This window comes from Streptomyces sp. NPDC088745 (assembly GCF_044751045.1).
Lineage (GTDB): Bacteria > Actinomycetota > Actinomycetes > Streptomycetales > Streptomycetaceae > Streptomyces > Streptomyces cremeus.
In genome coordinates this window covers 361,301-386,070 of sequence record NZ_JBIVLB010000005.1, presented here as the reverse complement: position 1 = coordinate 386,070, position 24,770 = coordinate 361,301, and the positions used below count along the sequence as shown (strand labels likewise).

21 protein-coding genes are annotated in these 24,770 nt (G+C 74.7%); 10 read left to right on the top strand and 11 right to left on the bottom strand.

Annotated features, from left to right (window positions below; all coding sequences use genetic code 11):
• Positions 1–21 precede the first annotated feature (21 nt).
• Together ACIP93_RS16955 and ACIP93_RS16950 are read left to right on the top strand one after the other, a co-directional pair.
• Positions 22–2,325: an excinuclease ABC subunit UvrA gene (locus ACIP93_RS16955; RefSeq protein ID WP_345218848.1), complete on the top strand. Its 2,304-nt coding sequence runs from the start codon at positions 22–24 to the stop codon at positions 2,323–2,325.
• A gap of 119 nt (positions 2,326–2,444) precedes the next feature.
• Positions 2,445–2,645 (top strand): tautomerase family protein, encoded by a 201-nt coding sequence (locus tag ACIP93_RS16950; RefSeq protein WP_345218846.1) that lies wholly within the window; start codon positions 2,445–2,447, stop codon positions 2,643–2,645.
• 57 nt (positions 2,646–2,702) lie between these two features.
• Here ACIP93_RS16950 and ACIP93_RS16945 read toward each other — a convergent pair whose 3' ends face one another.
• Complete coding sequence (locus ACIP93_RS16945; protein ID WP_345218844.1) at positions 2,703–3,890, bottom strand: FAD-dependent monooxygenase; 1,188 nt, start codon at positions 3,888–3,890, stop codon at positions 2,703–2,705.
• Positions 3,891–4,058: 168 nt separating this feature from the next.
• Between ACIP93_RS16945 and ACIP93_RS16940 the strand changes: the two genes are divergently transcribed.
• Entirely contained in the window at positions 4,059–5,948 is a 1,890-nt protein-coding gene (locus tag ACIP93_RS16940) for a chorismate-binding protein (protein ID WP_401759512.1), read from the top strand.
• A gap of 25 nt (positions 5,949–5,973) precedes the next feature.
• Here the strand turns inward: ACIP93_RS16940 and ACIP93_RS16935 are convergent, their stop codons facing one another.
• Both ACIP93_RS16935 and ACIP93_RS16930 read right to left on the bottom strand, forming a co-directional pair.
• Positions 5,974–7,422: an NAD(P)/FAD-dependent oxidoreductase gene (locus ACIP93_RS16935; protein WP_345218842.1), complete on the bottom strand. Its 1,449-nt coding sequence runs from the start codon at positions 7,420–7,422 to the stop codon at positions 5,974–5,976.
• 294 nt (positions 7,423–7,716) lie between these two features.
• A complete protein-coding gene (locus tag ACIP93_RS16930) occupies positions 7,717–8,136 on the bottom strand; it encodes a MarR family transcriptional regulator (protein WP_345218841.1) in 420 nt (139 codons plus the stop codon).
• Positions 8,137–8,191: 55 nt separating this feature from the next.
• Between ACIP93_RS16930 and ACIP93_RS16925 the strand changes: the two genes are divergently transcribed.
• From ACIP93_RS16925 to ACIP93_RS16910, 4 genes are all read left to right on the top strand, one after another.
• Positions 8,192–8,719: a DUF6790 family protein gene (locus ACIP93_RS16925; protein WP_401759509.1), complete on the top strand. Its 528-nt coding sequence runs from the start codon at positions 8,192–8,194 to the stop codon at positions 8,717–8,719.
• An 18-nt stretch (positions 8,720–8,737) separates the two neighbouring features.
• Complete coding sequence (locus ACIP93_RS16920) at positions 8,738–9,388, top strand: TMEM175 family protein (RefSeq protein WP_345218837.1); 651 nt, start codon at positions 8,738–8,740, stop codon at positions 9,386–9,388.
• A 307-nt stretch (positions 9,389–9,695) separates the two neighbouring features.
• Positions 9,696–10,334 carry a hypothetical protein gene (locus ACIP93_RS16915; RefSeq protein WP_401759506.1) on the top strand — a complete coding sequence of 213 codons (639 nt, stop codon included), beginning with the start codon at positions 9,696–9,698 and terminating at the stop codon, positions 10,332–10,334.
• Between the two features lie 182 nt (positions 10,335–10,516).
• On the top strand, positions 10,517–12,037 hold the full coding sequence (locus tag ACIP93_RS16910; RefSeq protein ID WP_401759503.1) for a phosphodiester glycosidase family protein: 1,521 nt from the start codon (positions 10,517–10,519) through the stop codon (positions 12,035–12,037).
• Positions 12,038–12,172: 135 nt separating this feature from the next.
• Here ACIP93_RS16910 and ACIP93_RS16905 read toward each other — a convergent pair whose 3' ends face one another.
• From ACIP93_RS16905 to cqsA, 7 genes are all read right to left on the bottom strand, one after another.
• Positions 12,173–12,721 (bottom strand): FABP family protein, encoded by a 549-nt coding sequence (locus ACIP93_RS16905; protein WP_345218830.1) that lies wholly within the window; start codon positions 12,719–12,721, stop codon positions 12,173–12,175.
• A 199-nt stretch (positions 12,722–12,920) separates the two neighbouring features.
• Complete coding sequence (locus tag ACIP93_RS16900; protein ID WP_401759500.1) at positions 12,921–14,954, bottom strand: FAD-dependent oxidoreductase; 2,034 nt, start codon at positions 14,952–14,954, stop codon at positions 12,921–12,923.
• Positions 14,955–15,379: 425 nt separating this feature from the next.
• The gene (locus ACIP93_RS16895) at positions 15,380–16,135 is read right to left on the bottom strand and encodes a beta-ketoacyl-ACP reductase (RefSeq protein WP_345218825.1); all 756 of its coding nucleotides are present in this window, start codon (positions 16,133–16,135) and stop codon (positions 15,380–15,382) included.
• Between the two features lies 1 nt (position 16,136).
• The gene (locus ACIP93_RS16890) at positions 16,137–17,210 is read right to left on the bottom strand and encodes a beta-ketoacyl synthase N-terminal-like domain-containing protein (RefSeq protein ID WP_401759497.1); all 1,074 of its coding nucleotides are present in this window, start codon (positions 17,208–17,210) and stop codon (positions 16,137–16,139) included.
• Entirely contained in the window at positions 17,207–18,415 is a 1,209-nt protein-coding gene (locus tag ACIP93_RS16885) for a beta-ketoacyl-[acyl-carrier-protein] synthase family protein (RefSeq protein ID WP_401759494.1), read from the bottom strand. The genes ACIP93_RS16890 and ACIP93_RS16885 overlap by 4 nt, the downstream gene beginning before the upstream one ends.
• 257 nt (positions 18,416–18,672) lie before the next feature.
• Entirely contained in the window at positions 18,673–18,921 is a 249-nt protein-coding gene (locus tag ACIP93_RS16880) for an acyl carrier protein (RefSeq protein ID WP_345218819.1), read from the bottom strand.
• Between the two features lie 35 nt (positions 18,922–18,956).
• A complete protein-coding gene (gene cqsA, locus ACIP93_RS16875; protein ID WP_401759491.1) occupies positions 18,957–20,150 on the bottom strand; it encodes an alpha-hydroxyketone-type quorum-sensing autoinducer synthase in 1,194 nt (397 codons plus the stop codon).
• Between the two features lie 343 nt (positions 20,151–20,493).
• Between cqsA and ACIP93_RS16870 the strand changes: the two genes are divergently transcribed.
• The 3 genes from ACIP93_RS16870 to ACIP93_RS16860 all read left to right on the top strand — a co-directional run bounded on the left by ACIP93_RS16870 (position 20,494) and on the right by ACIP93_RS16860 (position 23,814).
• Positions 20,494–20,889, top strand: coding sequence for a helix-turn-helix transcriptional regulator (locus ACIP93_RS16870; protein WP_345218812.1), 396 nt, complete (start codon positions 20,494–20,496; stop codon positions 20,887–20,889).
• Between the two features lie 49 nt (positions 20,890–20,938).
• Complete coding sequence (modA, locus tag ACIP93_RS16865) at positions 20,939–21,751, top strand: molybdate ABC transporter substrate-binding protein (RefSeq protein WP_401759487.1); 813 nt, start codon at positions 20,939–20,941, stop codon at positions 21,749–21,751.
• A 122-nt stretch (positions 21,752–21,873) separates the two neighbouring features.
• Positions 21,874–23,814: an ABC transporter permease gene (locus tag ACIP93_RS16860; RefSeq protein WP_401759484.1), complete on the top strand. Its 1,941-nt coding sequence runs from the start codon at positions 21,874–21,876 to the stop codon at positions 23,812–23,814.
• A gap of 103 nt (positions 23,815–23,917) precedes the next feature.
• Here ACIP93_RS16860 and ACIP93_RS16855 read toward each other — a convergent pair whose 3' ends face one another.
• Positions 23,918–24,754, bottom strand: coding sequence for a hypothetical protein (locus ACIP93_RS16855; protein ID WP_401759481.1), 837 nt, complete (start codon positions 24,752–24,754; stop codon positions 23,918–23,920).
• Between the last annotated feature and the right edge of the window lie 16 nt (positions 24,755–24,770).

The following is a 24,770-nucleotide window of genomic DNA, read 5'->3' as shown; positions in this document are numbered from 1 at the left end:
TTCCAGGCGGAAGGTACTGACATGGCGGCTCACCGGAAGAACCACGACGAGGACTTCATCGTGCTGGGCGAGGCCCGGCAGAACAATCTCAAGGGCGTCGACCTGCGCATCCCCAAGGGGAAGCTGACGGTCTTCACCGGAGTCTCCGGGTCGGGGAAGTCCTCGGTGGTCTTCGACACGCTGGCGATCGAGTCGCAGCGGCAGCTCAACGAGACCCTGCCGGCCTTCGTGCGCAACCGGATGCCCAAGTACGAACGGCCGAAGGCGGAGGTGATGGAGAACCTCTCCACGGCGATCGTCGTCGACCAGCGGCCGGTCGGCGGCAACGCCCGCTCCACGGTCGGCACGATGACCGAGATCCTGCCCGCGCTGCGGGTGCTGTTCTCCCGCGCGGGCACGCCCAGCGCGGGCCCCTCGCACATGTACTCGCCCAACGACCCGCGCGGCATGTGCGAGGAGTGCCAGGGCCTCGGCACGACCGTCCGCCTGGAACTGGACAAGCTGCTCGACGAGGACAAGAGCCTCAACGAGGGCGCCATCCGCTTCCCGTCGTTCGCGGTCGGCACCTTCCAGTGGCAGCTCTACGGCGAGTCCGGGCTCTTCGACCCCGACAAGCCGGTGCGCGACTTCTCCGCGAAGGACCGCGAGCTGCTGCTGCACGGAAAGGGGTTCACGGTCGACCGGGCGGGCCGCAACGGGGTCTACAAGAACGAGTACGAGGGCATCGTCGAGCGTTTCACCCGCCGGTACATCACCCCCGGCCTCGACAACGCGAAGAGCAAGGAGCGCGCGGAGATCGAGCGGGTGGTCACCCAGGGCCCCTGCGAGGTCTGCCACGGCGGACGGCTGAACGCGGCCGCCCTCGCCTCGCGCATCGACGGCGACAACATCGCGGACTTCTCGGCGATGGAGATCACCGACCTGATCGAGCGGCTCGCCCGGATCGACGCGCCGTCCGTCAAACCGGCCGTGCTGGGCGCGCGGGCCGCGCTGGAGCGCGTCCAGTCGGTCGGCCTCGGCTACCTGAGCCTCGGCCGGCAGACCAGGACGCTGTCCGGCGGAGAGGCCCAGCGGCTGAAGATGGTGCGCCACCTGGGCAGCAGCCTGACCGGGCTGACGTACATCTTCGACGAGCCCAGCGTCGGCCTGCACCCGCGGGACGTGCAGCGGCTGAACGACATCCTGCTCGCGCTGCGCGACAAGGGGAACACCGTGCTGGTCGTGGAGCACGACCGGGACGTCATCGCGATCGCCGACCACGTCGTCGACATGGGTCCGGGGGCCGGGCGCGACGGCGGCGAGGTGACGTTCGAGGGCACCCCGGCGGGGCTGCGCCGTTCCGGCACCGTCACCGGCAAGCAACTGCGCAGCGTGACCGGGCTGAAGGAGACGGTCCGCTCCCCCACCGGCGAGCTGACCGTCCGGGCGGCCGATCTGCACAACCTGCGGGACGTCACGGTCGCCTTTCCCACCGGGGTGCTCACCGCGGTGACCGGCGTGGCCGGTTCCGGCAAGAGCACGCTCGTGTCGAAGGTGTTCATCGCGCAGCACCCGGACGCGGTGGTGATCGACCAGTCGTCGGTGGGCATCTCCTCGCGGTCCAACCCGGCGACGTACACCGACATCATGGACAGCCTGCGCCAGCGGTTCGCGCGTGCCTCGGGCGAGAAGCCGGGGCTGTTCAGCTTCAACTCCGAGGGCGCCTGTCCGGAGTGCGGCGGCAAGGGGGTCATCGAGACCGACCTCGCCTTCATGGACCCGGTGACCACGGTGTGCGAGCGCTGCGACGGGCGCCGGTTCAACGACGAGGCCCTGCGCCACACCGTGCGCGGCCGGACGATCGTCGACGTCCTCGCCATGACCGCCGAGGAGGCGTCGGACTTCTTCGACGACGCGCCCGTACGGCGCAAGCTGGCCCTCCTCACCGAGGTCGGACTCGGCTACCTGACGCTGGGCCAGCCGCTGTCCACGCTCTCCGGCGGCGAGCGGCAGCGGCTCAAGCTGGCGCACCGCCTGAAGGAGACCGGCACCGTCTACGTCTTCGACGAGCCGACCACCGGGCTGCACATGCGCGACACGCGCCGGCTGCTGGGCCTGTTCGACCGGCTCGTGGACGGCGGCAACACGGTGCTGGTGATCGAGCACGACCTGGACGTCGTCAAGCACGCCGACTGGGTGGTGGATCTCGGCCCGGAGGCGGGCAGCCAGGGCGGCCGGGTGGTGTTCGAGGGCACGCCCGCCGAACTGGCCGGGGCGAAGGACTCGCACACGGGCCGCAGCCTCGCGGCCGACCTGCGGGCCGCCGGCGGGCGGAGCCGGTCCTGAGCCGTCGGCCCCGGGACCGCGCGGTCCCGGGGCCGTGTCGTCCGGGGACGGGCCGCGAACGGGACGTCGCGCCGGGAGGGCGACGGACATCGGAAGGACGACCGGAAGGAGTCGCACGCATGCCCCTGATCCACGTCACCCTGCTGGAGGGCCGGTCCCCGCAGGAGGTGGCCGCGCTCGGCGAAGCGCTCACCGCCGCCGCGCAGGAGGCGCTCGGCACCCCGGCGGAGGCCGTCCGGGTGATCGTGGAGGAGACGCCCGCACACCACTGGTTCGTGGGCGGCCGGTCCGTGGCCGAGCGGCGCGCCTCCTCCTCGTGACGCCCCCGGGGCGCGCCTCCTCCTCGTGACGCTCCCCGGGGCGGGCCGGGCGCCGGCTCAGCGGACGGCGGCTCCGCGCGCGCCGCGGTCGGCGCGCGCGAAGCGCTCCCGGACCTGCTCGACGCGCTCCGGGGACCAGGACGCCAGGTCGTCGCGGGTGAGGCGGCCGCTGCGGGTGATCAGGTGGGCGTTGAACGCCTCCGGTTCGAGGTCCGCGTACTGCTCCAGTTCCTCGAACCACTCCTGGCTCGTCCGCGCGGTGCGCTGCATGGCCTCGACCTCCGGCAGGCGCGCGGCCTGGTAGGCGGCGAGCGCCTCGGGGACCGACCCGTGGCCGTCCAGCGCCAGGGCGAGCGCCAGGCCGTCCTCCATGGCCAGCCGGGTGCCCGAGCCGACGGAGAAGTGGGTGGTGTGCGCGCTGTCGCCGAGGAGAGCGACCCGGCCGTGGCTCCAGCGCCGGTTGCGCACGGAGACGAAGCGGCCCCAGCGCGAGCGGTTGGTGCGCAGCCCGTGCCCCTCCAGGACGTCGGCGAAGAGACCGGCGAGCCGGTCCGTGTCGCTCCTGCCGGAGGCGTCCGGCACGCCCGTGTCGACGCCTTCGGTGAACCCGGCGGCCTCCCACACCCGGTCGTCGACCTCGGCGATGAAGGTGCTGAGGCCGGGGGCGTAGGGGTAGGCGTGGGCGTGCAGCGTGCCGTGCTCCGTCTCGGCGACGGCGAAGGTCAGGGCGGTGAAGGAGCGTTCGGTGCCGAGCCACAGGTAGCGGGAGCCGCGTCGGGTGGTCTCGGTGCCGAACTCCTCCCGGCGGGCCTCACGGGTCGCGGAGTTGACGCCGTCGGCCGCCACCACCAGGTCGTACGTCCGGGCCAGGACGTCCGCCTCGGGGGCGCGGCTGCCGTGGCGGACGGTGACGCCGAGGCCGGCGCAGCGGTCGCGCAGCATGGCCAGCAGGGCGCGGCGGCCGATCGCCGAGAAGCGGTAGCCGCCGTTGCGGGAGGTGCGGCCCCGGTGGTGGACGTCGATCCTCGACCAGTGGGCGCACTCGGCGCCCAGCGCGGCGAACAGCTCGGGGTCGGCTGCCTCGATGCCGCCGAGCGCACCCTCCGAGAAGACGACGCCGAAGCCGAAGGTCTCGTCGGGGGCGTTCACCTCCCAGACGTCGATCTCGCTCCGCGGCCGCAGTCGTTTGACGAGTGCGGCCGTGTAGAGGCCGCCGGGTCCGGCTCCGATGATCGCGATTCGCATGACACCTCACGGGTAGTCGGTCGGGTGGCGCGATGGTGCGCGGCGGGCCTCAAGTCGCCCCCGCGACGGGCTACTTGTTGCCCGTCGGGCCGAAGTCATGAGCCGTGCCGGGACGCAATGCCCCGGGCGGGCCGCCGCCGCGCGGCCGGACCGGAAGGGAGCACGCCGATGAGGCCGACGACGGGAGCGGACGCGCTGGAGCGGCTGTACGGGGCCGACGTGCCGCCCTTCGCGCTGCTCCGCAGGCAACGTCCCGGTCTGCGCGAACCGGCCCCGGTGGAGCTGCTGTTCGGGGAGATGGAGACGGTGCGGTCACTGGCGGAAGCGGCTGTGCCCGACGGTGGAGCGCCGGGGCCGGGGCTGCTGGCCCTGCTGCCCTTCCGGCAGCTGGCCGAGCACGGCCTGCCGTGCCACGACGACGGTACGCCGCTGCGGCTGCTGCGGGTGCGCGAGCACCACGTCCTGTCCGAGGACGCCTTCACCGGCGGGCTCCCCGCCGCGCCGCCGCCGGTGGAGTGGCGGGACGCCGGGTTCACGACGAGCGACGCCCAGTACGAGGAGCTGGTGCGGGAGTTCGTCGCGTCGGACGCGGCCCGGGGCGGGCTGAACGTCCTGCTGCGCCGGGACTGGTCCGCGCGGCTGCCGGAGTTCCGGCCCGCGGTGGCCGTGGAGCTGTTCCGCCGGCTGCTGGCCGCGGAGTCGGGCGCGTACTGGACCTTCGTCGTGCACACCGGGGGCCCGCGGCCGGTCACCCTGGTGGGCGCGACGCCGCAGGGGCATGTGGGCGTCGAGGGCGGCCGGGTGGTGATGAATCCGCTGTGCGGCACATACCGGCGTCCGCCGGAGGGGTCGCGCCCCGAGGACCTGCTCGCCTTCCTCGCCGACCCGAAGGAGACGGAGGAGCTGGCGACCACGGTGGACGCGGAGCTGGCGGTGCTGTGCCGGCTGGCCGGGCCCGGGGTGCGGGTGGAGGGGCCCTTCCTGCGCGAGATGGCGCATCTGCTGCACACCCAGTGCCGGATCAGCGGGCCCGCGGCGGCCGGGGCGCGGGAGACCCTCGACCGGGCCCTGTTCGCGTCGACGGTGGTGGGCAGCCCGTTCGCGGAGGCGTGCGCGGCCGTCCACGGCCGCGAGACCACCGGACGCGGCTACTACGGCGGCCTCCTCGCGCTGATCGGCCGCGACGGGGCGGGCGCGGAGGAGCTGGACTCCGCGGCGGTGATCCGGACCCTGGTGGTGGACCACCGGGGCGGGGCACGCCTGTCGGTGGGGGCGACCGTGGGCGGCCGGTCGTCGCCGGAGGGCGAGGCGGCCGAGACACGGACCAAGGCCCGGGCCGTGCTGACCGCCCTCACGGAGCGACCGCGGTCCGCGGACCCGGCGCGCACCCCGCCCGCCCCCGCCCCGCCGGACCCCGACGACCTCGACGAGGCCGTGCGGGAGGCCCTGGCCGGGCGGCACGCGGCGCTGTCGCCGTTCTGGACCCGGGGCGCCGCCGCCCCGCCCACGGGCGGCCCGGCGGTGCTGGTGCTCGATCCCGGCGGCGCCGCCGGCACCGAACTGGCCGCGCTGCTGCACCTGGTGACGGCGGTGCACGGCCGCGCCGAGGTGGTCCGGCACGACGACCCCGGCGCGGCCGGCGCCCTGGTCCGGCATCCGGGGCCCGTGCTGGTGGCGTCGGGTCCCGGCCGCCCCGACGATCCCGGCTGCGGGCGCATGGCGGCGCTGCGCCGGACGGCCGCGCTCCTGGTCCGGGGCCGGCCGCCGGGCGGCCCTCCGGTGGCCGGGGTGGGGCTCGGCTTCCAGTTGCTGGCGCTGGCCGCCCTGCCGGACGCCCGGGTCGTGGCCAGGTCCGGCGGTGCCGGGCTGGCGCGGCAGGTGGACTTCTTCGGACGGCCGGTCACCGCCGCCTTCCGCAACACCTGCCGGATCGTCTGCGGCCGGGACCGGCACGAGCTGGTCACGCTGGACGAGCCGGGCGTGCGGGGGGTGCAGTTCCGGCCGGAGTCGGTGCTGACCACCGACGGGGCCGGGGTGCTGCGCCGACTGCTCGGCTGACTCCCCCGGCCCCGCCGGTACGGGCTCAGGCCGCCTCGGCCGCCGCCCCGAGTTCCAGCAGGGTGCGGGCCGCGGACTCCAGCGCGAAGGTCATCGAGCCGCCGTTGGGCTCGAACCCGGCGTGGTCACCGGCGAAGTGGATCCGCCCCTCGGGCCTGCGGATCACCGGCATCAGGGCGCTGTGCCCGCGCTCGGGCAGGATGTACGCGCCCTCGGCGTAGGGGCGCTGGTCCCAGCAGACGGAGGTGCCGGTCTCGAAGTGGTCGCGGGCGCCCGGCAGCATCCGCTCGACCTCGGTGAGGACGAAGTCCAGGCGCTCCTCCTCGGTCATGGCCGCCACCGCCCGGGCCCGCCACCCCGTCATCAGGCACTCCAGTATCTTGCGCGGGCCCGGCAGTTGGGGGGTGGCGTCGCGTATCCAGCGGATGGGCAGGTCGGTGGAGAAGCTGGCGTTGTGCTGCGGCCAGAACTGGCGGCGCATCTGGAGATAGACACGGACGATCGAGGCGTACTTCACCCGGCGCATCACGTCGTGCTTGGCGTCGGAGAGGCCCGCGTCGGTGAAGTCGATGTGCCGGATCGTGCTGAACGGGACGGTGACGACGACGCGTTCGGCCTCCAGGGTCCGCATGCGGCCGTGGTCGAGGACGGTGACCCGGGCCCGCTCCGTGTCCTGTTCGACGCGGACCACCGGACGGCGGTAGTGGATACGGCTCTTGAGCCGCTCGGCGAAGGCCTGCGGGAAGCGGTCGGTGCCGTCCTTCACCTTGGCCCAGCGGGGGTCGGCGTGGCCCAGGGAGTGCGGGCTCGCCTCGTGGCGCAGCCAGGACAGGGCGGACGCCGTCTTCAGGTCGCCGCCGCGCATTTCCAGGAAGAGCGGTTCCATGAGGTCGATGGCGGCCTGGGAGGCGCCCCGGTCGGTGAGGACCTGGTGCACGGAACGGTGGTCGTAGGGGGCGAGGCGTTCGGTGACCGCCCAGTCGGGGGCGCTCAGATCGGGCTGGAGGCTGTCGGCGACGGCGGTGACGTACCGCTCGATCATGCCGTTGACGCCGAGGTCCTTCTCGTGCGGGTGCAGGTCCAGTCCGGCTGCGGCGACCTCGTCCGCCTCCGGGGTGAAGAAGCGGCCCCGGGCGAAGTAGGAGAACGTGGTGCCGAAGAGGTCGGCGGTGGCCGTCTCGACACCGAGTTCGCGCAGGTAGTGCATGGCGTAGTGGCAGTGCGGGGTGAGGGTCATCGCGCCGGCCTCGGCGTGCAGGCCGTCGGCGAACGGCGTCCTCAGGGTGTACGCGCGTCCGCCGGGCCGGTCGGTCGCCTCCAGGACCGTCACCTCGCAGTCACGGGCGGCGAGTTCGTGGGCGACGGCCAGGCCGGCGAGTCCGGCGCCGATGACGATGACGGACCGCGGGGGGCGCAGCCCCGGCAGCCCACTGTCGAAGGCACGGCGTACTTCGGTCTGGGTGGCTTCCCGCATGGAGTGCTCCGTTTCCGTGGTTCGGTGACTCGACGGCTCCGCGGCCGGGTCGTTCGACGGCTCGATGGCCGAACACCCGTACCCGTGGCGCTTTTTGCTCGTCTACCACCTGCCGGCGAGGCCATGTACCGGCCATCCCGGCGGAGCTGTCACAGCCCGCCCGGCGGTACGGCCCACCCGCCGCACGGCCCGCCCGCCGCACGGCCCGCGCGGCGGCACGGCGGCGGTGCGCCGCGCGGCGGGCGGCTCCCGATCACGTCCGTCAGGACAGGCGGGGAGCGCCGGGCGGCGTCCTCAGTCGGATGCGAGGAGTTCGGCCAGCCGGAGGGTGTCCTCGACATAGCGGTCGTACGGGAAGCCTGCGGCGAGGAGCGCGGCCCGGAACTCCTCGTCCAGCGGCTTCCCCGTGCTGTGGAAGGCCTCCCGGCCGGCCTGGGTGAGGCGGACCAGCCGCCGCCGCGCGTGCTCGGGGTCGACGGTGATCTGCACCAGACCGCCGGCCTGGAGGGGCCGCAGCGCCCGGCTGATCGCCGGGTCGGACACCGTCAGGGCCTGCGCGAGCCGGTGCTGCGTCGTCGGCTCGATGTCCTCCAGGGTGCCGAGAAGTCGAATCTGGCTGTAGGTCAAGCCGTCGGGGCCATCAGTACGCCGCCGGGCCGCCTCGCCCAACAGCATGACCACGCGGTGCAGCAGGTCTGCGAGTCCGTCGTCCACGGCACCACTGTACCCGACTGTTGTCAGGTTAATATTAACGTGTTAAGACTGAGGCATGAGCAATCTCCCGTACCTCGCACAGTCCGCGTTCCCCCTGGTGTGGCTCGTGGTGCCGGCCGCCGGAGCCTTCGTCCGGGCCCGTCACGCCGCCTCCCGCCGACAGGCGCTGGAGATCTGGCAGCGCTGGTGGGCCGTCGGGGCCTTCGGTTACGGCAGCCTGTGGATGACGGTCGCGTTCCTCGGCGCCCCGGACGTCATGGCCACGGCGATCGGCTTCGACCGGACGCCCTTCATGTTCGAGATCGCCTTCGCCAACCTGGGGCTCGCGGTCATGGGCTTCCGTGCCGCCTCGGCCTCCGCACGCGAGCGCGTCACCGTTGGGCTCGGCGGCGGGATGTTCCTCTGGGGAGCCCTGGCCGGCCACCTCTACCAGTGGTTCGCGCGCGGCGACCACTCCCCCGGCAACACCGGCGGAGTCCTCGTCAACGACCTCCTGATCCCGGCAGTCATGATCATCCTGGCCGTGCGCTCCCGGCGCCTGGAGACGGCCGCCCCCCGCCCGGCCGCGCAAGCGGCCGTCTGAGACCCAGGGAGCACTTCCATGGCGACTCACCTCGGCGGCGCCCGCCGCGACCACGACGAACCCGACACGGTTCCGGCCGGCCGGCTCACCGCGTTCGTGGACGCGGCCGTCGCGATCGCGCTCACCCTGCTGGCGCTGGACCTCCCCGTGCCCGTCGGCGACACCACCGGCGCCATGCTGCGTTCGGTGTCGGAGCACCGCACGGAGTACCTGGCCTTCGTGCTCAGCTTCGTGGTGATCGCCGCCCACTGGCGGGCCCACCACGAGATCTTCCGGTACGTCGGCCCGCTGAGCAGCCGGCTGACCGGCCTCACCCTGGCCTGGCTGTTCATGCAGGTCCTGATGCCGTTCGCGACCCGTCTGATCACGGCCGACGGCGCCTTCCCGCCCCGGTTCAGCCTCTACGCGACCGTGCAGGTCCTGGCGTCCGCGCTGATCGCGCTGATGATCCGGGAGGTCCGGCGCGAACGCCTGTACCTCACCGGTGCCCCGCCCCGGGCGCTCGCCCTGAGCCGGGTGCGCAGCCTCTGCCTGGCCGCCGTGTTCGGGGCGTCCGTCCCCGTCTCGTTCCTGACCACGAGCACCGGTGCGTACCTGTGCTGGCTCACGGCGCCTGTCGTGCTCGCCGTCGCCCAGCGCGTCCAGAACCGGGCGTCCGCCGCCGGCTGATCCGGGGGTGACGCCGGGGGAATGTCGACGTGCACGCCGGGTGCTCCCTGGAGTTCGGAGTGGGATCGCTGTGCCTCACACAGATCGCTGTGCCTCACGCAGGAGGAGGACGCCGCGCGAGCCGTGCCGCCGGCGCTGTCGCCCGGTCCGGGCCGGGGGCCGGGCCGGGCTTCTCGCCCGTGCGGCGGAGGCGGACGGCACTTTCGGACGACGTCCGGGCCCGGGCCGGGCGGCGATGATCGACCTGCGTTCCGACGGAGCACGTCGACCGCCTCTCCTCCCACCCACCCCGGACCGGAGTCCTCCCATGCTGAAGCACACCCTGCGCGCCGCCGCCCTCCTCGCACTGGTCGCCGCGGTGGCCGCCCCCGTCGCCGTGGCGGCCCCCGGCTCCGCCCCGCGGGCCGCGGCCGCCTCCCAGGTACGCATCGACACCGCCACCCCTCCTCCGTCCGGGGCCCGGTTCACCTCCACGCTGAAGGGCGAGGCCCGGCTCGGCTACCAGGCGCCCGGGGAACACGACGTGCGGGTGAGCATCGACGCCCGGTCCTCGTACGGCCCGGGCAGTCAGTCCTTCGACGCCCGGGGCACCTTCCGGCTTTCGCACGAGCAGAACGGGGAGCCCTACTGGGGCGACTTCGCGGTGGACTGCCTGCGGACGGGCGGCCCGACCGCGACGGTCACCGGCCGTCTGGTCCGGACGAACCGCCCCGACCACCCGTGGCTGACGCAGGCCGCACCCGGCTTCCGGCTGGGCCTGAGCTTCCTGGTCCCGAAGGGCGGCAAGGGCGGGTCCCGGGTGGGCGTTTCGGGCAGCTACCCGAAGGACCAGCCCGAGCTGACCCCGTGCATGGCCCCGGCCGCGGACATGCAGGTCGTGAGCGGCGGTTACCGGCTCACGGACCGCCGGCCGGCCGAGCGGGCCGAGCCGTCGCCCGGCGAGTGAGGCCGCGCACGGCTGCCGGCCATCCCGTCCGCCGAGCGGCGAGCCCCTGAGGCGTGGCAGGGGGGTGGTCTTCCAGTGGGGGCTGCGGGGTGTTGGACTCGTCGTCGCCTGGTGGTAACTGGGCCCCGTTTGACTGGTGTTGCAGTGCTGGTTTTCAGCGGGTCGATGACGGGAGGACGCTCGTGCGGCGCAGGCTGGTTTCCTTGGTGGCGGCGGGGGTGACGGTGGTGGGGCTCAGCCTGCCCGCCACCGGAGCCGAGAAGACGCGGGAGGTGGCGCCCGGGGTGGAGCTGACGTCCCTGACGCTCGGTGCGCGGGACGCGGACGACCGGTGGACGGTGCACGTGTACCTGCCGGCCCTGCCGGACGGGCCCCTGGGGTCCGCGGGCACCGCGCTGGGGCCCCGGGGCACCGCCGAGCGGGTGGTGCGGGAGTTGCGGGCCAAGGGGTTCGCGCCGCGGATGGAGGAGGTCGTGACCCCCGCGTTCGCCGACCGGAAGGCGGGGCGGCTGGGGTGGGTGGTGCGGCTGGGCCTGTTCGAGGAGGAGGCGGGGGCCGCGGAGCTGCTGGGGCGGGTGCGGAAGGCGGGGTTCGCCGGGGGCACGCGGTACACCGCCCAGGACGGCACGGACGCGCGGGCTCCGCAGCGGGTGCACGTGCTGCGGGTGGACTTCCGGAAGTTCCGCGGAACGATCGGCACGGAGTTCGGGCCGACGCTGTTCGGGCCGGAGCGGCTGACCGATCTGATGGCCTCCACGGGAGCGCTGGCCGGGGTGAACGGGCAGTGGTTCTACGACTCCGCGCCGGGCGGGCTGTACGTGAAGGACGGCAAGCTGATCGGCTCGGCGACCCGGGGGCGGGCCGGGCTGATGCTGCGCGACGGCGGGCGCTCGGCCGACGTGGACACGTACACCTCACGGGTGACGCTGCGCGCGGGCACGCAGAGCATCGAGGTCGACGGGGTGAACCGGCAGCCCGGTGTGGTGTGGAACTGCGGCGGCGTCGGGGGTGACGTGCCGACGCAGAAGGCGCAGCACGACTTCCGGTGCACGGACGACAGCGAGCTGGTGAAGTTCACGCCGGAGTGGGGCGCCGCGCCGTCCGGGGCAGGGGCGGAGGCCGTGCTCGACGCCCGGGGGAAGGTCGTGGCGGTCAACGCCTCGCGGGGCGCGGCGATCCCGGCCGGCGGGTCGACGGTGCAGGCGACCGGCTCGGGGGCGCAGTGGCTGCGGCGCAACGTGGCGGTCGGCAAGACGGTGGCGTTCGACGAGCAGGTGCAGGACGGGCGGGGCAGGCGGGTGCAGTTGACCCGGGGCACGACGATCCTCCAGGTCGGCCCGGCACTCGTACGGGACGGGCGGGTGGCGGTCAACGCGCAGACCGACGGCATCATCCGCGAGGGCGCCGACCAGACCTTCACGTACAACTGGACGGTGCGCGCCAACCCGCGCTCGATGGTCGGCGTCGACGACCGCGGCCGCCTGCTGCTCGTCGTCGTCGACGGGCGGCAGGCCGGTCGCAGCGAGGGTCTTGGCGTGGCGCGGGCCGCGGAGCTGATGCGGCAGCTCGGGGCGCGGGAGGCGCTGAACCTGGACGGCGGGGGTTCGAGCGTGATGGCGACCGCTCGGGACGGGATCGTCAACCGGCCCTCGGACTCCACCGGGCAGCGGTCGTTGGGCAACGCGCTGCTCGTACGTCCGTGAGGAGCGCGGGGCCCGCGCGGCCCTGAGGGGTGCGGCAGGCGGTGCTCGTACGGGCGGACCTTCGCGGCGGGGCGTGTGCGGTACGTACCGCGCCGCCTGCCGCGAGGGCCCGCCGCGCGCGGGGGCCGGGGCGGGTCAGGCGGTGCGGTGGAGGTGCGCCGCGAGGTGGTGCTGGAGGGGGTGGCCGACGGCGGCGAGGTCGTGGGTGAAGGTCAGGGTGCCGGCCTCGGTGCGGGTGTAGCGGCGGCGGGTGGCCTTGACCTCCTTCGCGGTGGGGGTGACGGCGACCTGCTCGGTGACGAGTTCGACGGCGTCGGCCGTCGCCCGGCCCACGGAGATCTCGGCGATGCCGGTGGGCTGGGTGATGAGGGCCTCGATCCGCCCGTCGGGCTGGAGGCGCCACCAGCCGCTCTCGCGGGCGGACGGGCGCAGGGGTGTGCCGTCGGCGTCGATCAGCCAGGCGCGGGCCTCGTAGTGCAGGAAGGGGCGGCCGTCGTGGGTGAGGGTGACTTCCTGCGCGTAGGCGAAGTCGCTCTCCAGGCTGGGGTACGAGCCCGTGCCGCGGCCCTGCCAGGTGCCGAGCAGGTCCACGACCGGGGCCAGGAGGGGGTGCGGGGCGGGGCTCGCCCCGGGGCGGTCCGCGTCGGGGAAGGGGAAGGGCGGGCGGGAGGGGCCGGTGGTCATGGGCGGGGGCTCCTGGAGGGTGGGGCGACGGGTGTGCGGGGGAAGCCTAGGGTGCTTCCGGGGCGTCCGGGCCGGAGATCGTCCGGCCTGACGGCGCCGGGCGGGCCGGCGCGCGGGCGACGGCTCCCCCGCCGGGCTCGCGGGGCGGTTGCCGTCGCCCCCGGGGGCCCTCCCTGCGCCGAAAGGTGCGGGGTGCGGGTCAGCCGATGCCGGCGAGGCCGCGGGCGTTCCGGCGGGCGCGGCCCCGGGAGACGCGCAGGGGGTCGAAGTCGTGGCGCCGGGGCGGGAGTTGGTCCGGGCGGCCCAGGGTCGTACCGGCGCAGACTTCCGACAGGAGGGGGCGGCCGAGGATGCGGCCGGCGGCGGAGATGCCGCTGAGGGCGGTGCCGAGGATCCCCGCGCCGAAGCTGGAGTTGGCGCCGACCGCGTAGAGGCCGTGGACGCCGGTGCGGATGCTGGGGCGGCGCCCGTGCCCGCCCCAGTCGTCGAAGCCGTACGGGGTGCCCGAACCGTTCTGGATGTAGCGGTGGTTGGTGTGCGCGGTGGCGGTTTCCAGGTGGGTGAGGTGGGGGCGCACGGGACCGAGGACGGTCTCGGCGATGTCGACGAGGTTCTCCCGCAGGCGGTTCTTGACGGCCTCGTAGGCGGGGTCCCGGCGGTAGCGTCCCGGGGGGCCGTCGAGGGGCGGCATCAGGGTCATGACCTGGAAGTTGCTGTGGCCGGGCGGGCAGACCGCGCGGCTGTCGGGGTCCTTGAGGGAGCCGAAGGAGAGGAAGGCGAAGGCCGGGTCGGAGCCGTCGCCTCCGAGGGCGCGCGCGTAGGCCGACTCGATGTCCCTGCTCCCCCACCACCAGATGTTGGTGTTCGGCAGGTCGAGCGGGCGGTCCATGGCGACGTACGCGGTGGCCACGGCGGCCCGCATGGTGGCGCGGCGGGTGCGGTCCAGGACGGCGGCGGAGAAGCCGCGGCCCCGGCAGAGGTCGAGGACGGTGCGGCGGTAGTCGACGTTGGAGACGACGAGGGGGACGTGAATCGTTTCGCCGGTGGTGAGGCGCACGCCTTCGGTCCGGCGGTCGTCGGTGACGAGGACGCGTTCCACGGCGCAGCGGGTGCGCACCTCGCCGCCGTGTGCCTCGATGACCTCGACCAGGCCCGCGATCATGGTCTGGCCGGAGCCCACGGGGGCGTACGCGCCGCGCAGGTAGTGGTCGAGCATGGTGGCGTGGGTGGCGGCGAGGGTGGTGGAGGGCGGGGTCCCGTAGTTGCCCGACTGGGCGGCGACCAGGGTGCGGGCGGTGGGGCTGAGCGCGCAGGCGTCGTACAGCTCGGCGAGGGTGCGGCCGCCCCAGGTGAGCAGGGCGCGGGTCAGGGGGGCGCGGGCGGCGCCGGGCCGGGTGGTCATGCCGGAGCGGAGGTCGGCGGCGACGTCGCGCAGGGTGTGGACGCAGCGGGTGAGGTTGCGGCGTTCGGCGGGGAGGGCGGCGCAGAGCCTCTTGAGGTACTTGTTCCAGCCGGCCGGGACGTCGAGGGTCGTGCCGGGCAGGACGATCCGGTCGAAGCCGTTCGGGTCCAGCGGGCGGAAGGGGACGCGGTCGGCGTCGAGGCCGAGCCCGGAGAGGATCGCGGGGAGGAGGCCGCCGGGGCCGCAGTCGCCGACGTAGTGCATGCCGACGTCGAACTCGTAGGCGCGGCGGCGGCGGAAGACCTGGGCGTTGCCGCCGGTGACGTCGTGCTGTTCCGCGAGCAGGACGCGCAGGCCGGAGACCGCGAGGTAGGCGGCGCAGACGAGCCCGCCGACGCCGCCGCCGATGACGACGGCGTCGTACGGGCGGGTGCCGGGGGCCGGGGCGGCGCGGCGGGGCGCCGTGGGGCGGAGCCTCGGCGGGGTGTCGCGGCGGGGGGCGGCGCGGGGCGGTGCCGATGGCGTGGGAGCGCGGAGAGCGCCGCGTGAACCGCGTGTCCGGCGGGGCGTGTTCGGGACCGAAGGGGCCGGTGCGGGACGCAGGGCGCGCAGGACCGCGGTGGCGAAGGCGGACGGGCGCAGTCCCCGGGGCAGCACCGCGAGGGTGTCGTAGGTGCGCAGGGCGCGCAGGGCGGCGGCGATCGGGGCGTGGACGGTGGGGGCGTAGGCGCGGAGGCCGCGGGGGGCCGCCGTCACCGGGTCGTACGGGAGGGGGGTGCGGGCGGGCGGGCGTCCGGCGGGGTGCCGGGACTTCTGGGAACGCTGTGCCACGGTGGGCCTCCGGGGGAAGTAGGGGGCGCGGGGTGACGCGGGGGGCGGTGGTGGTGTGGGGGTACGGGCGGCCCGTGCCCGGAGTCAGGGGGCGGCGGAGGAGGCCTTTCGCCCTCGCCCGGTGGCGGCCGCGCCGGTGGCGCGGTCGGTGGCCGCCGGGCGGGAGGGGCGGGGGCCGCCGGCCGGGCCGGGGGGTGGACCGACGGCCGGCGGATCGCGTGGACCTTCGACCGGCGGAGCAGGTGGACCGTCGACCGGGTGGTCATGGGCGCTGAGCCCCGCGGGGGCGGGCCGGATCGGTGCCGCGGGGCGGGCCGGGTCGGCGCCGAAGGGCGGGCCGGATGGGTGCCGGGAGGTCGGGCCGGGGTGGCCGCCAGGGGTGAGGGCAGCGCGTACCGGGGTGTTCGCGGACGGGAAGCGGCAGGTCAGAGGGTGAGTCCGCCGTGGGCTTCGAGGACCGTGCCGGTGAGGTAGGAGGACTGGTCGGAGACGAGGAAGGCGGTCAGGGCGGCCACTTCGGCGGCCGTGCCGAAGCGGCGGAGGGCGATGGCGGACAGGAGACGGTCGCGGGCGGTGGCCGGCAGGGCGTCGGTCATGTCCGTGTCGATGAGGCCGGGGGCGACCACGTTGGCGCGGATGCCGTGCGGGCCGACCTCCTTGGCGAGGGCCTTCGTGAAGCCGATGACGCCGGCTTTGGCGGCGCTGTAGTTGGTCTGGCCCGCGTTGCCGTGCACGCCCACGACGGAGGAGAGGGCGACGATACGGCCGGTGCGGCGCTTGAGCATGGGGAAGACGGCGGCGCGGCAGGTGTGGAAGACGCCGTCCAGGTTGGTGTCCATGACCTGGTGCCAGTCGTCGTCGGACATGAGCGCGAGCGGGCGGTCGCGGGTGATGCCCGCGTTGGCGACGACGGCGAGGACGGGGCCGAGTTCGTCCTCGGTGCGGGACACCCAGGACGCGGCCTGTGCGGGGTCGGAGACGTCGGCGCGGACCGCGAGACAGCGGACGCCGAGTCCGGCGGCCTCCTTCTCCACCGACCGGGCGGCTTCCTCGTCGGAGCGGTAGCAGAAGCCGACGTCCCAGCCGTCCTGGGCCAGGCGGCGGACGATCGCCGCGCCGATTCCCCGGGAACCGCCGCTGACCAGCGCGATCCTGGGGGCGAGGGGGGAGGGTCGGGTCATGTCAGCGTGCCCTTTCCAGCCGCAGGACGGTGGCGGCGGCCAGTCCGTGTCCGTCGGTGGAGGCGATGACCGCGTGGCCGCCCGGGGCCTGTGCCGCGGCGGCCAGGACCGCGGCGAGCTGGAGGGCGGAGGCGGCGGCTCCGGTGTCGCCGACGAGCGGGCCGACGGCGGGCAGGCGGTCGCGGGCCTGCCGGGGGAAGAGGGCGTCCAGGGCCTCGTCCTCGGCGGTGTCCAGCCCCGATCCGGTGGCCGACCAGACGTCGGACGCGGCGACACGGGCCCGGCCCAGGGCGGCGGAGACCGTGGCCCTGACGGTGTCGGCCGGGTCGGTCCCGGACGGGGCGTGACGGGTGTGCACGGCGAGGACGGTGGCCAACGGGGGCGTACGGGCGGGGAGTTCGGACGGGGTGAGGCGCAGGACGGCCGCGCCTTCGCCCAGCAGGGCCGGTGCGCCGTCCCGGCTGCGGGCCTGGAGCCAGGTGCGGGCGTGCGAGTACTCCTCGGCGGCCCCGCACAGAACGGTGCGGGCGCGTCCGGCCCGCAGCAGGCGGCGGGCGTAGAGGAGGCCGAGGAGGGCGGCGGCGCGGCCACCCGCCAGGGTGGTGTTGGGGCCCTGGATGCGGTGGCGGATGGCGCACTGGGCGGCGGCGCAGTTCATGACGCTGTTGGGGATGACGCCGGGCTCGACGTCGTAGGGGCGCTCCCCGGTGAGGGAGGAGCGGGTGAAGTCGGTCATGGACTGGACACTGCCCGTGGTGGTGCCGAGAACGAGGGCGGTGTCGGGTCCGGGGCAGGCGGCGCGGGCGTCGCCGCGGCCGTCCGGGGCACCGCCCGCCGTGCGGTCGCCGAGGACGGCGCCGACGGCGGTGACGGCGAGGGCGGTGACCCGGTTCATGTCCCGGGTGCCCTTCTTGCCGAGGACGGCGCGGGGGTCGAAGTCCGGTACCAGGCAGCCGGGTTGACCCTCCGCGCCGGGTACGGGAGCGGCGGTGGGGCGGCGGTCGCGCACGCCTGCCGAGAAGTCGGCGGCGGTGTGCCCGTACGGGGAGAGCGCCGACCAGGCGGTGATGTTCACGGGGTCCTTCCTTCGTACCGGCCGAGCACCACGGACGCGTTGTTGCCGCCGAAGGCGAGGCCGTTGTTCTGGACGACGCGCAGGTCGGCGGCGACGGCGTGGTTGGGAACGCAGTCGACGGCGCACGCGGGGTCGGTGGTGCGGTGGTTGATGGTCGGCGGGATGAAGCCGTGGGTGATCGCGAGGGAGCAGGCGATCGCGCCGAGCGCGGAGGCCGCGCCCATGGTGTGGCCGAGCATGGACTTCAGGGAGACCGTGCGGGGCGGGGTGCTTCCGTAGACCTGGCGGATGGCGCGGCTCTCGGTGACGTCGTTGGCCTTGGTGCCGGTGCCGTGGGCGGAGATCAGGTCGACCTCGGCGGGCTTCACCCCGGCGTCGTCCAGGGCGAGCCGGAGACAGCGGGCGACGCTGTCCTCCTGCGGGGCGACGGGGTGGTACGCGTCGCAGTTGAGCCCGTATCCGAGGATCTCGGCGTAGACGCGGGCGCCCCGGGCGAGTGCGGAGTCGAGGCTTTCCAGCAGGAGCATCCCGGCGCCCTCGCCGGTGAGGATGCCCCGGCGGTCGGTGTCGAAGGGGCGGCAGCAGTCGGGGGCGATGGTGCCGAGCCGGTAGAACGCGGTGAAGGTCTTGCGGCAGAAGGCGTCCGCGCCCCCGCACAGGGCGACGTCGGCGTCGCCGTGGCGGATGGCGTCGAGACCGTTGCCCAGGGAGTAGTTGCCGGCGGAGCAGGCCGTTCCGATGGTGAGGACCTCGGCGTCGGACAGGTTCAGTTCGCGGGCGGCGGCGATGCCCAGGAGGGGGGCGGGGACGCGGCGGGCGACCTGCGGGGCGACCGCGGGGAGGCCGCCGCGCAGGTGGGCCTCGGTGATGCGGTCCAGGTCGTACGACTCGCCGTCGGTGGTGCCCACGGAGATCTGGACGCGTACGGAGGCGAGGTCGGCGTCGGTCAGACCCGCGTCCTCGACGGCCAGGCGGGCCGCCGCGGCGGCGAACTGGGCGGCGCGGCCGTGGTGGGCGGGGTCCAGGCGGTGGAGGAGGGGGGCGGGGTCGAAGTCCTGGACCTGGCAGGCGTTGGCGTGGGCGAAGCCGGTGGTGTCGAAGGCGGTGATGGGGGTGACGCCGGAGCGGCCCTGGCGGAGGCCGGTGGTGAAGGGGGCCGTGCCGGTGCCGATGCTGGAGAGGGGGCCGAGGCCGGTGATCACCACGCGGGGGGCCGGGGCGGGGTGCGGGAGGACGGGGCGATGGAGGGGGGCCGGAGCCGGGGCGGGCCCGGAGCGGGCGGGGCCGCTCCCCTCGCCCGCCCTTCCCCGGGCTCTCGGCTCCGTTCGAGCGGGGGACGCCCCACTCGCCCCCGGAGGACGGCCCCGCCGCCCGAGGGGGGCGCGGTCCTCGACGGGGGCGGGGGGCCCGGGGGGAGACGCCGGGGAGGCCGGTCCGGGGTGGTGGGGGGGCACGGGGGCGGTCACCAGCCCTTCGTCTCGGAGAGGACCTCGCGGATTCCCGCCAGGTGGGCCATGCGCGGCATCTCGCTCTGGTCGATGGTGACCTTGAACTCCTTCTCCAGCGCGGCCAGTACACCGATCAGCGCGAGGGAGTCCGCGCCGTGCTCCTCGACGAAGCGGTCGGTCTCGGCGAGCTCCTCGGGCTCCAGCTCCAGGCGGTCGCAGACGATCTCGGTGATGCGGGCCTGGCGGATGTCGACGGTCGGCATGGTGGTTCTCTTCTCGTACAGGGGCGGGCGGCGGGTCAGGGGAGGGCGGCGGCCAGCCGTCGGGTGGATTTCCAGGCGGCCAGGCCGACCTCGTCGCGTACGGCCGCGCAGCCTTCCAGGACGCGGTCCAGGTCGGCGGCGGTCAGCTCGCAGTGGACGGAGAGGCGTTGCACGCAGCGCCGGTTGGGCACGGACGGCGGCACGAAGGCCGCGCCGAACACGCCCCGCGCGTCCAGGGCCTGCTGGAGGACGCGTACGCCGTGCTCGGTGCCCGGCTGGAGCGGGATGATCTGACTCTCGCTGGGGGTGACGTTGTAGCCCAGCTCGGTGAGGCCCTCGCGCAGCACCCGCGCGTTGTGGTCCAGGCGCTCCCGCCGGTCGTCGGCCTCGCGCAGCACCCGCAGGGCGGCCGCGAGGCCCGCGACGTCGTGGGGCAGGAGCGTCGAGGAGAACACCGCGCCGAGGGAGTGGTACGGGAGGTAGCCCGCGACCTCCTCGGGGCAGGCGATCAGTCCGGCCCGGCCGGCGAAGGCCTTCGCGAGGCTCGCCGTGCGGTAGGCGATCCGGTCCGTGAGCCCGAGCGCGGGGACCAGGCCCGTGCCCTGGCGGCCGATGACGCCCAGGGTGTGGGACTCGTCGGCGACGAGTTCGCAGCCGGTGCGGGCGGCGAGGGCGGTCAGGTCCCGCAGGGGGCAGAGGTCGCCGGTGACGCTGTAGAGGGTGTCGAAGGCGATGAGTCCGGGCCCGTACTGGCGGATGAGGCGTTCGAGGTTCTCGGTGTCGTTGTGGAGGAAGGGACGGGCGACCGCCGTGGCGGCGGAGATTCCCTCCCAGAGGGAGGCATGGGCGAGTTCGTCCACGTAGACCGGCGCGCCGGGCGGGCAAATGGCCTGGATGAGGCCGACGTTGGCGGCCCAGCCGGACTGGCAGAGCATCACGGCGGGGGCGTCCAGCCAGTCGGCGAGGTCCGCTTCCAGGTGGCGCAGCGGATCGGTGTCGCCGGTGAACGCGCCCGACATCAGCGCTCCGTTGCCGTACGCGCGGAGGCTGGCGATCTGGGCCTCGACGACGACGGGGTGGCCGCCGAGCGCGAGGTAGTCGTTGGACAGGAGCGCGAGGTCGGCGCGGCCGGGTGTCGCGCGCCCCCGGTAGAGGGGGCCGCCCCAGCTCGCCTGGCGGATTCCCCATGCCTGCAACCGGTCCTGGAGGAAGGACAGTTCGCCGGACATCACACCTCGCTCGGTCGGCAGGAACCCCGGCCGGAGAACCGGCCGGGAAGTCTGAACTGACAAGACCGGCAAGACCTTAGGGGCGAATCGGACGACCCTCGCACCACGGAATCCGTAGGACATACGTCCACGCCTCCAAGGAGGGGCGGGTTTGCGCAGCTCAGGCGCTTCCCCGCCGACCCGGCGCACACCGGCGGGTGAACTCACACTTCACTCCCCTGGATGCGCCTGCGCGCCCCTTTGGGCGCCCCTTCGGTCATTCGTCCAATCTCCGGCGCACCTGCCATGTGCTTTCCACCCAAAACCTTGCAGGTGCGCGAGAAATTCGCCTATCTTGCCGCACATGCAGTCCTACACAATCGGACAGGCGGCCCGTCTGCTCGGCGTCAGCCCGGACACCGCCCGCCGCTGGGCCGACGCGGGGCGGGTCGAGACCCACCGCGACGAGAGCGGCCGGCGCGTCATCGACGGCCGTGCGCTGGCGGCGTTCTCCGTCGAGGTCGGCCAGAGCGCCCCCGGCGAGGAGGACGCCTCCTACACCTCCGCCCGCAACGCGTTTCCCGGCATCGTCACCGCGGTGAAGCTGGGCGACGTGGCGGCGCAGGTGGAGATCCAGGCCGGGCCGCACCGACTCGTCTCGCTCCTGACCCGGGAGGCCGTCGAGGAACTGGGGCTGGAGGTCGGCATGCAGGCCACCGCCCGCGTGAAGTCCACCAGCGTGCACATCGACCGCGCGTGACCCCCGACCCCTTGCCCGTGACTTCTCCCACCGCAGCCCAGGAGCCCGCATGAAGACCGCACCGGCCGGCCGCCGCACCCTGGCGGCCCTGTTCACCGCCGCCCTGCTCGTCCCCCTCGCCGCCTGCGGGGGCGGTGACGGCACACCGGACGGCGGTACGAAGACGGGCGGGACGGCCTCCGGGGCCGCGGCTTCCGGGGGGAAGCTGACGGTCCTGGCCGCCGCCTCGCTCACGGACGTCTTCCGGACGGCGGGCGCCGCGTACGAGAAGGCGCACCCCGGCACGAAGGTCAAATTCTCCTTCGCCGGCTCGCAGGCGCTGGCCGCGCAGGTCAAGCAGGGCTCCCCCGCCGACGCCCTGGTCACCGCCGACACCAGGACCATGGACGGCCTGACGTCCGAAACCGGCCAACCGACCGTCATCGCCAGGAACCGCCTGGTCATCGCCACCGGCAAGGGCAATCCGAAGAAGGTCGGCGCGCTGAAGGACCTCGCGGACAGCAAGCTCAAGGTCGTCCTCGCGGCACCCGCGGTGCCGGTCGGCCGGTACAGCCAGAAGGTCCTCGACGCGCAGAGGATCACCGTGCGGCCGGTCTCGCAGGAGGCCGACGTGCGTTCGGTGCTCAGCAAGGTGGAACTCGGCGAGGCCGACGCGGGCATCGTGTACCGGACGGACGCCTCCGGCGCCGCGGGCAAGGTCGACGCGGTGGAGATCCCGGACGCGCAGAACGCGGTCGCCGCCTATCCGGCGGCCACGCTCAAGGCGTCCAGGAACGCGGCGGGCGCGGAGCGGTTCGTGGCGTGGCTGTCGTCGCCGGAGGCCCAGAAGATCCTCCAGGACGCGGGCTTCCAGAAGCCGTAGCGGGCGGTCCGCCCGCCGGTGGCGGTTCACGTGCCGCGGGCGGACCGGCCACGTACCGCAGAAGCCCCATGAACCACTCCCCCACCCGCACGGACGACGACCGCCGAACCCAGGAACAGCCGATGAAACGCCTCCGTCCCCGCCGTCGCAGTGCTCCCGCCGCCCTGGCCGTGCCGGCGGCGCTGGCGGTGGCGTTCCTGCTGCTGCCGCTGGTGGGCATCCTCACCCGTACGTCGTGGGGCGAGATCGCGGGGCACCTGACCGCTCCCGAGGTCGTCGAGGCGCTCCGGCTGTCGCTGTACGTCTCCTTCTGGTCGCTGGGGCTCTCCCTGCTGCTGGGGGTGCCGCTGGCGTGGCTGCTGGCGCGGGTGGAGTTCCCCGGGAAGGCGCTGGTGCGTTCGCTGGTGCTGCTGCCCATGGTGCTGCCGCCGACGGTCGGCGGGGTGGCGCTGCTGCTGGCGTTCGGGCGGCGGGGCGTGCTGGGGCCGTGGCTGGAGGGCGCCTTCGGGATCACGCTGCCGTTCGAGACGGCGGGCGCGGTGGTGGCGGCGACGTTCGTGGCGATGCCGTTCCTGGTGATCAGCCTGGAGGGGGCGCTCGGCGGGCTCAGGCCGCGGTACGAGGAGACGGCGGCGTCGCTGGGCGCTTCGCCGGTACGGGTCTTCCTCACCGTGACGCTGCCGATGGTGGCTCCCGGGCTGATCGCGGGCGCGGCGCTGACCTGGGCGCGCGCGCTCGGCGAGTTCGGTGCGACGATCACCTTCGCGGGGAACCTGCCGGGCACCACGCAGACGCTTCCGCTCCAGGTGTACCTGCTGTTGCAGGAGGACCCGCAGGCGGCGACATCGGTGTCGCTGCTGCTGCTGGTGATCGCGATGGCGGTGCTGGTGGGGCTGCGGGGGCGGTGGACGGGGTCGCCGCGGCCGGCCGTTGCGTCCCGGCCGCCCGCGCCCGAGCAGCAGTCCGCGGCGGACGCCGTGCCCCCGGCCGAGGCCCCCCGGCCCGCCGCTCCCCCGCCTTCCGGCGAGAGGTGGTCCCTGCGCGCCGAGGTGACCGGTTTCAACGAGCTCGGCCTCGACGCCTCCCCCGGCACCACGCTCGCCGTCGTCGGGCCCAACGGGGCCGGCAAGACCACCCTGTTGCGCGCCCTGCTCGGGCTCACCCCGCGCGCCCACGCCGTGCTGCGGCTGGGCGCCGACGACGTGACCGCCCTGCCGCCGCACCGGCGGGGGGTGGCCTGGGTGCCGCAGGACGGGGCGCTGTTCCCGCACCTGAGCGCGCTCGGCAACACGGCGTACGGGCTGCGGGCCCGGGGGGTGCCGCGTGCGCGGGCGCGCCGGGAGGCGCGGGAGTGGCTGGAGCGGCTCGGGGTGGGCGCGCTGGCGCACCGCAAGCCCGCCGAGGTGTCGGGCGGACAGGCCCAACGCATCGCGCTGGCACGGGCGCTGGCGTCGCGGCCCCGGCTGCTGCTGCTGGACGAGCCGCTCTCCGCGCTGGACCAGACGACGCGGGCGCGGGTGCGGCACACCCTGCGCGCGCACCTGGCCGGGTTCGGCGGGGTCTGCCTGATCGTCACGCACGACCCGGTCGAGGCGGTGTCACTGGCCGACCGGGTCCTCGTACTGGACGGGGGGCGGGTGCTGCAGGACGCGCCGCCCGCCGAGGTGACCCGTCACCCCCGCTCCCCGTGGGTGGCCCGGATGCTGGGCCGCAACGCCTGGCCGGGGACGGCGACCGCCGAGGGGCTGGACCTGCCGGGCGGCGGTGCGCTGGTGGTGGCGGAGCCGCTGCCGGCGGGCACGGAGGCGCTGGCGGTCATCGCGCCGGAGGCGGTGTCGGTGCACCGGGAGCGCCCGGGCGGCAGCCCGCGGAACGTCTGGTCCGGCACGGTGCGCGAGATCACCGCGAGCGGGTCGCGGCTGCGGCTGCTGGTCACCTCCGACGAGGCTCCCGACCTGGTGGCGGAAGTGACGCCGCAGGCCGTGGCGGAGCTGGGGCTGGCGGACGGCACGCCGGTGTGGACGAGCGTGAAGGCGACGGAGGTGACGGTGGTGCGGCTGTGAAAGACGCCGGACCGGCCGTACTCCCGATGCGCGGGACTCCCGGACGTCCGGGCCGGCCGTCCCTTCGCCGCACGGAGCGCGCACACTCGCTCACCCGTGTGCCTCAGGTGCTCAGGAAGGCCCGCAGGGACGCCTTGAGGGCGGTGACGAAGGCGTCGCGGACGGGAGCGGGGACCCGGTCGAGGGAGAGGTAGGGGTTGAGGTCCTCCAGTTCGACCAGGAGGAGGGCGCCGTCCCGGGTGCGGCAGGCGTCGACGCGCTGGATGCCGTGGGAGAGCGTGTTCCAGGCGATGAAGCGGTCGGCGAAGGCCAGGTCGGCCGCGGTGGGCTCGTACGGGACCAGTTCCCAGCGGCGGTCCGGGTCGGGGGCGTACAGGGCGTACTGGAAGACGTCGTCGATGTACGTGAAGGAGACCTCGTACCGGAAGTCGATGCGGGGCTGGATGAGGTTCGCGCCCGTGGCGAGCGGCGGCAGGGCCTCGCGGGGGACGAACTGGAGGCCTATGGAGTCCGCGCCCGCCTTCGGCTTGACCGCGTAGAGACCGGCGGCGGGGAGCGCGGCCAGGTCGTCGGGGCGGTCGACGGTGGGGATGACGGGCAGGCCCTCGGCGGTGAGGTCCAGGAGGTACTGCTTGCCCGCCATGTCGGCGCGGCCGGTGAGCGGGTTGTAGACGCGGACGCCGTCGGCGAGGGCCTGGGCGCGGAAGGCGTCGTAGGCCTCCTGGTAGTGCAGGACGGGACCGGTGTTGCGGACGAGGACCGCGTCGAAGGAGCCCATCAGGGCGGCGGCGTCCAGCGGGTGGCACAGAGCGGCGTCGAAGTCCTCGCGCAGCCGGGCGAAGAGGTGCAGGTCCTCGTCGCAGTAGCGGCGTCCGCGCGCCGGATAGGCGAGGTCGCTGACGTGCAGGAGACGGGGCCTGCGGTGGGGGCGGGTGGGCACGGTGTGACTCCTGGGG

Bases quoted from the DNA above. Each gene is read 5' to 3' on its own strand.
- ACIP93_RS16955 (WP_345218848.1), top strand. From the start codon at position 22: ATGGCGGCTCACCGGAAGAACCACGACGAGGACTTCATCGTGCTGGGC.
- ACIP93_RS16950 (WP_345218846.1), top strand. From the start codon at position 2,445: ATGCCCCTGATCCACGTCACCCTGCTGGAGGGCCGGTCCCCGCAGGAG.
- ACIP93_RS16945 (WP_345218844.1), bottom strand. From the start codon at position 3,890: ATGCGAATCGCGATCATCGGAGCCGGACCCGGCGGCCTCTACACGGCC.
- ACIP93_RS16940 (WP_401759512.1), top strand. From the start codon at position 4,059: ATGAGGCCGACGACGGGAGCGGACGCGCTGGAGCGGCTGTACGGGGCC.
- ACIP93_RS16935 (WP_345218842.1), bottom strand. From the start codon at position 7,422: ATGCGGGAAGCCACCCAGACCGAAGTACGCCGTGCCTTCGACAGTGGG.
- ACIP93_RS16925 (WP_401759509.1), top strand. From the start codon at position 8,192: ATGAGCAATCTCCCGTACCTCGCACAGTCCGCGTTCCCCCTGGTGTGG.
- ACIP93_RS16920 (WP_345218837.1), top strand. From the start codon at position 8,738: ATGGCGACTCACCTCGGCGGCGCCCGCCGCGACCACGACGAACCCGAC.
- ACIP93_RS16915 (WP_401759506.1), top strand. From the start codon at position 9,696: ATGCTGAAGCACACCCTGCGCGCCGCCGCCCTCCTCGCACTGGTCGCC.
- ACIP93_RS16905 (WP_345218830.1), bottom strand. From the start codon at position 12,721: ATGACCACCGGCCCCTCCCGCCCGCCCTTCCCCTTCCCCGACGCGGAC.
- ACIP93_RS16895 (WP_345218825.1), bottom strand. From the start codon at position 16,135: ATGACCCGACCCTCCCCCCTCGCCCCCAGGATCGCGCTGGTCAGCGGC.
- ACIP93_RS16880 (WP_345218819.1), bottom strand. From the start codon at position 18,921: ATGCCGACCGTCGACATCCGCCAGGCCCGCATCACCGAGATCGTCTGC.
- cqsA (WP_401759491.1), bottom strand. From the start codon at position 20,150: ATGTCCGGCGAACTGTCCTTCCTCCAGGACCGGTTGCAGGCATGGGGA.
- ACIP93_RS16870 (WP_345218812.1), top strand. From the start codon at position 20,494: ATGCAGTCCTACACAATCGGACAGGCGGCCCGTCTGCTCGGCGTCAGC.
- modA (WP_401759487.1), top strand. From the start codon at position 20,939: ATGAAGACCGCACCGGCCGGCCGCCGCACCCTGGCGGCCCTGTTCACC.
- ACIP93_RS16860 (WP_401759484.1), top strand. From the start codon at position 21,874: ATGAAACGCCTCCGTCCCCGCCGTCGCAGTGCTCCCGCCGCCCTGGCC.